The organism is Micromonospora sp. D75 (assembly GCF_018070405.1).
Taxonomy (GTDB): Bacteria; Actinomycetota; Actinomycetes; order Mycobacteriales; family Micromonosporaceae; genus Micromonospora; species Micromonospora chalcea.
In genome coordinates, this window is sequence record NZ_JAGPXV010000373.1 from 1 (window position 1) to 5,854 (window position 5,854).

Consider the following 5,854-nt stretch of genomic DNA (forward strand, 5'->3'; position numbering starts at 1 on the left):
AGACGTGGTGGCTGCCGCGTGCCCGCGTTCACCGGCGGTGACGTCGAATACCAGCTGGTCGTCGCGGGCGTCGACAATGACCTTCTGCCCCGGGGATATCTCGTTCTCCAGCAGCATCCGGGACAGCCGGTTGTCGACCTCGCGCTGGATCACCCGGCGCAGCGGGCGGGCGCCGAACTCCGGCTGGTAGCCGTGCTCGGCGAGCCAGTCCACGCCGGCGGTCCTGAAGTCGACCTGGATGTCCTGGGCGTGCATGCGGCGGCGGGTCTCCTCCAGCAGCAGCCCGGTGATCTGGCGCAGCTGCTCGGCCTCCAGCCGCTGGAAGATGATCACCTCGTCGATTCGGTTGAGGAACTCCGGGCGGAAGTTCTCCTGGAGCCGGCGCATCAGCCGTTCCCGCAGCTCGTCGCTCTCCTGCTGGCCGGGCGCGCCGCTGGCGAAGCCGACGGTGCGCTGGGCGCCGGTGATCAGCTCCGAGCCGAGGTTGCTCGTCATGATCAGCACGGTGTTCTTGAAGTTCACCGTCCGGCCCTGGCTGTCGGTGAGCCGGCCGTCGTCGAGCACCTGGAGCAGGATGTTGAACACGTCCGGGTGCGCCTTCTCGATCTCGTCCAGCAGCACCACCGCGTACGGGCGGCGGCGGACCGCCTCGGTGAGCTGGCCGGCCTCCTCATAGCCGACGTACCCGGGCGGCGCGCCGACCAGCCGGCTGACCGTGTGCCGCTCCTGGAACTCGCTCATGTCCACGCGGACCATCCGGTCCGCCTCGCCGAACAGCGCCTCGGCCAGCGCGCGGGCCAGCTCGGTCTTGCCGACGCCGGTCGGGCCGAGGAACAGGAAGCTGCCCATCGGCCGGTTCGGGTCGGCCAGCCCGGTACGGGAGCGGCGCACCGCCTCGGAGACGGCGCTGACCGCGTCGTCCTGGCCGATGATCTTCTCGTGCAGGTGCCCCTCCAGGCGCAGCAGCCGGTCGCGTTCCTCCTCGGTGAGCTGGGTGACCGGGATGCCGGTGGCCCGGGAGACCACCTCGGCGATCTCCGTCGGCCCCACCTCGGGCACGTGGTTGGGTCCCTCGTCGCCGCGGGCGCGGCGCACCTGGTCCTCCAGCTCGGCGACCCGGTCGCGCAGCGCGGAGGCCCGCTCGTACTGCTCGTCGGAGACCGCCTGCTCCTTGTCCCGGCGCGTGTCCTCGAGCTGCTGCTCCAGCTCGCGCACGTCCTCGGCGGGAGTGCGCGTCCGCAGCCGCACCCGCGCGCCGGCCTGGTCGATCAGGTCGATCGCCTTGTCCGGCAGGAACCGGTCGGTGACGTACCGGTCGGACAGCTCACCGGCGGCGATCAGCGCCTCGTCGGTGAACCGGACCTGGTGGTGCGCCTCGTACCGGTCGCGCAGCCCGCGCAGGATCGCCACGGTGTCCTCCACGCTCGGCTCGGGCACCAGCACCGGCTGGAACCGGCGGGCCAGCGCGGCGTCCTTCTCGATGCTGCGCCGGTACTCGTCGAGCGTGGTCGCGCCGATGACCCGCAGCTCGCCGCGGGCCAGGGCCGGCTTGAGCATGTTCGACGCGTCCATCCCGCCCTCGCTGCCGGCGCCGCCCGCGCCGACCAGCGTGTGGATCTCGTCCAGGAAGATGATCAGCTCGTCGCGGTGGGCGCGGATCTCGTCGATCACCTTCTTCAGGCGTTCCTCGAAGTCGCCCCGGTAGCGGGTGCCGGCGACCAGGCCGGACAGGTCGAGCTGGATCACCCGCTTGCCGATCAGCGTCTGCGGCACGTCGCCGTCGCAGATCCGTTCCGCCAGCCCTTCCACGATCGCGGTCTTGCCGACGCCGGCCTCGCCGATCAGCACCGGGTTGTTCTTGGTCCGCCGGGACAGGATCTCCACCGCCTGCTCGATCTCGTCGGCGCGGCCGATCACCGGGTCGATCTGGTCCATCCGGGCCAGCTCGGTGAGGTCCTGCCCGTACTGGTCGAGGGTGGGGGTGCCGCGGTCCGGGCGCGGCGTGCCGGCCGCGCCCCGCTCGGCGCTGGCCGCCTGCAACGACTCCGGCTGGATCCGGCCGGCGGCGAGCATCCGGCCGGCCGGCGACTCGGGGTTCAGCGGCAGCGCCATCAGGATGTGCTCGGGACCGATGTAGTTGGCGCCCATCGCGCGGGAGAGCTGGTGCGCGTCCAGCAGCGCCCGCTTCGCGGCCGGGGTCAGCGACAGGTTCGGCGGCACCTCGCCCCGGGGCGCGCCCTCACCCCGCCCGCCGAGCGCGTTGACGAGCGTGTCCGGGTCGGCGCCGGCCCGGCGTACCAGGTCGCGCAGCGGCTCGCGCTGCAACGCCGCCCAGAGCAGATGGTCGGTGTCCAGGTCGTTGCTGTGCTTCTGAGCGGCCCGGCGGGCCGCGTCGGCGAGCATCTCCCGGGCGTCGGCGGTCATCAGTCGGGGGATGTCGACCCGGTGCGCCGGTCGGCGTCCCCCCTCGCCCCGGCCGAAGTATCGGGCCAGGAACTCGTCCCAGGGGTCGTTGCCGAAGTCACCCGGTCCCATCATCATCGTCCTCCGCAGTCGGTCGGCACGACCGGTACCCGGCACGCGCGGCACGGTCGGCGGTGGCTACCCGGCGGTCGGCGCGACAAACGCGACCGGATGGCAGGCTGAGGGCATGGAGAGCAGACCGCTGCTGGTCGTGGACGGCGCGAACGTGGTGGGCTCGCGCCCGGACGGCTGGTGGCGGGACCGGGCCGGCGCGGCCGCCCGCCTGCGCGACGCGCTGGCGTCCGTCGGGGAGGCGGGCCTGCCGCCGGAGCTACCCCCGCCGGTGCAGGTGGTGCTGGTAGTGGAGGGCGCGGCCCGGCACGTCACCTCGGCGCCCGGCGTCGAGGTGGTGTCCGCGCCCGGCTCCGGCGACGACACGGTGGTGGAGCTGGTGGCCGCCGCGCCGCAGCGGCGGCGGGTGGTGGTCACCGCCGACCGGGAGCTGCGCGAGCGGGTGACCGCGCTCGGCGCGGAGGTACGCGGCCCGCGCTGGCTCGGCCGCTAGATCATCCGGTTCCGTCAACGGGACCGGCGGGCTCGCCGACGGGACCGGCGGCGAGGTCTTCGCGCACGTCAGGGCCACAACCGGACACGCGGGCGACAACCGCCTGAGGGTGGATGCTCGCCCACTCGTTCCGATGGGTTGTAATGGAGATCTCTTTTGCCCCCAGGAGGTTCCGTGGCGAGCGTCGCCGAGCTGAAGGCCGCCATCGATGTCGCGCTCCAGCAGATCGGTGACGGCCAGACAGCGGTGCAGGCAGCGGGCGAGAAGCTGGCCGAGGCACAGCAGACCCTGGCCGGCGCGCTGGAGGGCAGCGGCCACGAGACGGTCGAGGCGGCCCAGGCCTCGCTGACACAGGCCAGCCAGGAGCTGGAGGAGTGTCTCGCCGCGACACTCGTCGCGGTCGAGCAGGCGCAACTCTACGTCGCGACGCTCTGAGGCCGGGCCGTGTCCATCGTCGAGGACATCGGCGCCCAGGTCCGCGCCGCCGCCGAGGACCTGCCCCTCGCCCAGCTCGCCGCCGCGCTGGAGAAGCTCGGCCAGGCGCAGGAGCGGCTGCGCTGGGTACGCCAGGAGTCGGCCGACCCGATGGGGGTGCCGGAGCTGTCCTCGGCCACCGAGCACGCCGAAACCGCCGGCTACGCGCTGCGTGTGGCGCAGGAACAGCTCACCGCGTACCTGGCCGCGATCGGGCTGGCCCCCGACGGCGCGCCGCCGGCCCCGCCGGGCGAGCGGCCACCCAGGCACGACACGCCGCGCGGCGAAGCGCCGCCCGCGCCGGGCGCCGCGCCCGAGCCGGGCGAGCAACCCGCGGTACGGCGCTGGTGGGCGGTACGGGTGGCGGAGCTGACCGGCGGCCGGGAGGGATCGCCCGACGAGCCGGACGAGCGCGTCGGGGACTCCCGGGAGCTGCTGCGCCGGGTGGTCGCCGGGGTCCGCTCCGGTGACCGGGACCGGCTGCACCGCGACCTGCGCGGCGCGCACGCCGACGTGGGGCTGGGGCTGGCCGCGATCGCCCCGCCGCTGCTGCGCGAGCTGGCCGGTGAGCTGCTCGGCCACCCGCCCCGCGCGGACGACCTGCCCCGGCTGCGCGGCGCGCTGGAGTCCCGGGTCCGTGACCTGCTGCCCGGCCTGCCGCGGCCGGTGCTGGACACGCTGCTGACCCGGGTGCGCCGGATGCCCCCGCCGCGCCGCGACGACGACGCGGAGCAGCCGCACGCGGCCGACCCGGCGGTCACCGCCGGTGTGCTAACCGGGGTGCTGCTCGACCGGCTCGGCCGGGACCTGCCGAAGGACACCGACGAACGGGAGACGTCCCGTGGCTGACGTCCGCACGCAACTGGTGACGCGGGTCCGGGGGATGCTCTCCGAGGCGCTGGGCGCCACCCGTACCCGGCTCGCCGCCGCCGAGGCGGAACTGACCGCGAGCCGGGAGCGGCTGGCGCGTACCCGCAAAGCCGCCGCTGCAGTGCCCGCCCGGGTGGGCGCGGCCCGCGACCGGCGCCTGGCCGAGATCGACGCCCGGCACACCGCCCGCCTCGCGGAGCTGGCCCGCCGGGCCGCCGCCGCGGCGCAGCGAGCGGTGCGCCTGCTCGATCACCCGGGGGCTGGCGGCCAGCACGATCGCCACGTCCACGCCGCCCAGCGCGGTGATCCGCTCGACCGGGTCGGTGGTGGCGGCGTCGACAGTGTGCGCGGCGCCCAGCGACGTGGCCAGCTCCAGCTTCTCGGCGGTCACGTCCACCGCGACCGTCTCGGCGCCGAAGATCTGCGCGTACTGCTGGGCGAGGTGACCCAGACCGCCGATGCCGAAGATCGCGACCCGCTCGCCCGGCCGTACCCCGGCGACCTTGACGGCCTTGTACGTGGTGACGCCCGCGCAGGTCAGCGGCGCGGCCTCGAACGGGTCCACGCCGTCGGGCACGCGGACCGCGTAGCGGGCCGAGGCCACCGCGTACTCGGCGTGCGCGCCGTCGATGCTGTAACCGGTGTTGCGCTGCGACTCGCACAGCGTCTCCCAGCCGGTCACGCAGTACGCGCAGGTGCCGCAGGCCCAGCCGAGCCAGGGCAGCGCGACCCGGTCGCCGACGGCGTGCTCGGTGACGCCGGGGCCGACCTGCTCGACCAGGCCGACGCCCTCGTGACCGGGTACGAACGGCGGGGTGGGCTTCACCGGCCACTCGCCGCGGGCGGCGTGGATGTCGGTGTGGCAGAGTCCGCTGGCTTCGACGCGGACCAGGATCTCGCCCGGGCCGACCTCCGGCACGGGACGCTCGGTGATCTCCATCGGACGGTCGAACGCGGTGACGACACTGGCGCGCATCGGGGGCCTCCCTCGGTCTCGTTCTCACCCTCAGCGTCGTCGGTCCGGGCGCCGCCGGGCAGGGGCGCAGGACCGCGGTGACCCGGGACCAACGGCCCCTCCGCCGAGGGCCGACGGGAGAACGGCGGTACGGCCGCCGGTGACGTGCCGGCGGCCGTACCCCTGGGTGCTCAGCGGTCGACGACCAGGCGGCGGGCCCGCAGCAGGCGCGCCCACCATGGCCGGTCGTCCGGGCGCAGCCGGGGCGCCGGCAGGCCGCGCAGGCTGACCCAGCCGCCCGGCCCCATGGTGACGGTGCCGACCGACGGCGGACGGCGCCGCGACCACACCGCCACGGCGGCGGTGAGCGCGGCCACCGCGAACGCGCCGGTGGCCGCGGCGACGAGCTGGTCCGGTTCGACCACGCGCCGGTAGCGGACCCGGCCACCGGCCGCGACGAACACGCCGACCGGACGGCCGTCGCGGTTCACCGGCACCAGCGCGGCGTCCCCGGGCAGCTCCAGCAC

6 protein-coding genes are annotated in these 5,854 nt (G+C 75.0%); 3 read left to right on the plus strand and 3 right to left on the minus strand.

What is annotated here, in order from left to right:
* Positions 1-2,538: ATP-dependent Clp protease ATP-binding subunit (locus KBX39_RS20725; RefSeq protein ID WP_210872053.1), on the minus strand; the 2,538-nt coding region annotated here is incomplete at its 3' end.
* A 112-nt stretch (positions 2,539-2,650) separates the two neighbouring features.
* On the opposite strand from KBX39_RS20725, the gene KBX39_RS20730 reads away from it, so the two are divergent.
* The 3 genes from KBX39_RS20730 to KBX39_RS20740 all read left to right on the plus strand — a co-directional run bounded on the left by KBX39_RS20730 (position 2,651) and on the right by KBX39_RS20740 (position 4,351).
* On the plus strand, positions 2,651-3,028 hold the full coding sequence (locus KBX39_RS20730) for a hypothetical protein (protein WP_043324447.1): 378 nt from the start codon (positions 2,651-2,653) through the stop codon (positions 3,026-3,028).
* Between the two features lie 174 nt (positions 3,029-3,202).
* Positions 3,203-3,463, plus strand: coding sequence for a hypothetical protein (locus KBX39_RS20735; protein WP_030504016.1), 261 nt, complete (start codon positions 3,203-3,205; stop codon positions 3,461-3,463).
* A gap of 9 nt (positions 3,464-3,472) precedes the next feature.
* Positions 3,473-4,351: a hypothetical protein gene (locus KBX39_RS20740; protein WP_210872050.1), complete on the plus strand. Its 879-nt coding sequence runs from the start codon at positions 3,473-3,475 to the stop codon at positions 4,349-4,351.
* Here KBX39_RS20740 and KBX39_RS33860 read toward each other — a convergent pair.
* Positions 4,260-5,348 (minus strand): alcohol dehydrogenase catalytic domain-containing protein, encoded by a 1,089-nt coding sequence (locus tag KBX39_RS33860; protein ID WP_282102442.1) that lies wholly within the window; start codon positions 5,346-5,348, stop codon positions 4,260-4,262. The two genes, KBX39_RS20740 and KBX39_RS33860, sit on opposite strands and share 92 nt — an antisense overlap.
* Before the next feature lie 170 nt (positions 5,349-5,518).
* On the minus strand, positions 5,519-5,854 hold a 336-nt coding region (locus KBX39_RS20755), incomplete at its 5' end, for a hypothetical protein (protein WP_210872051.1).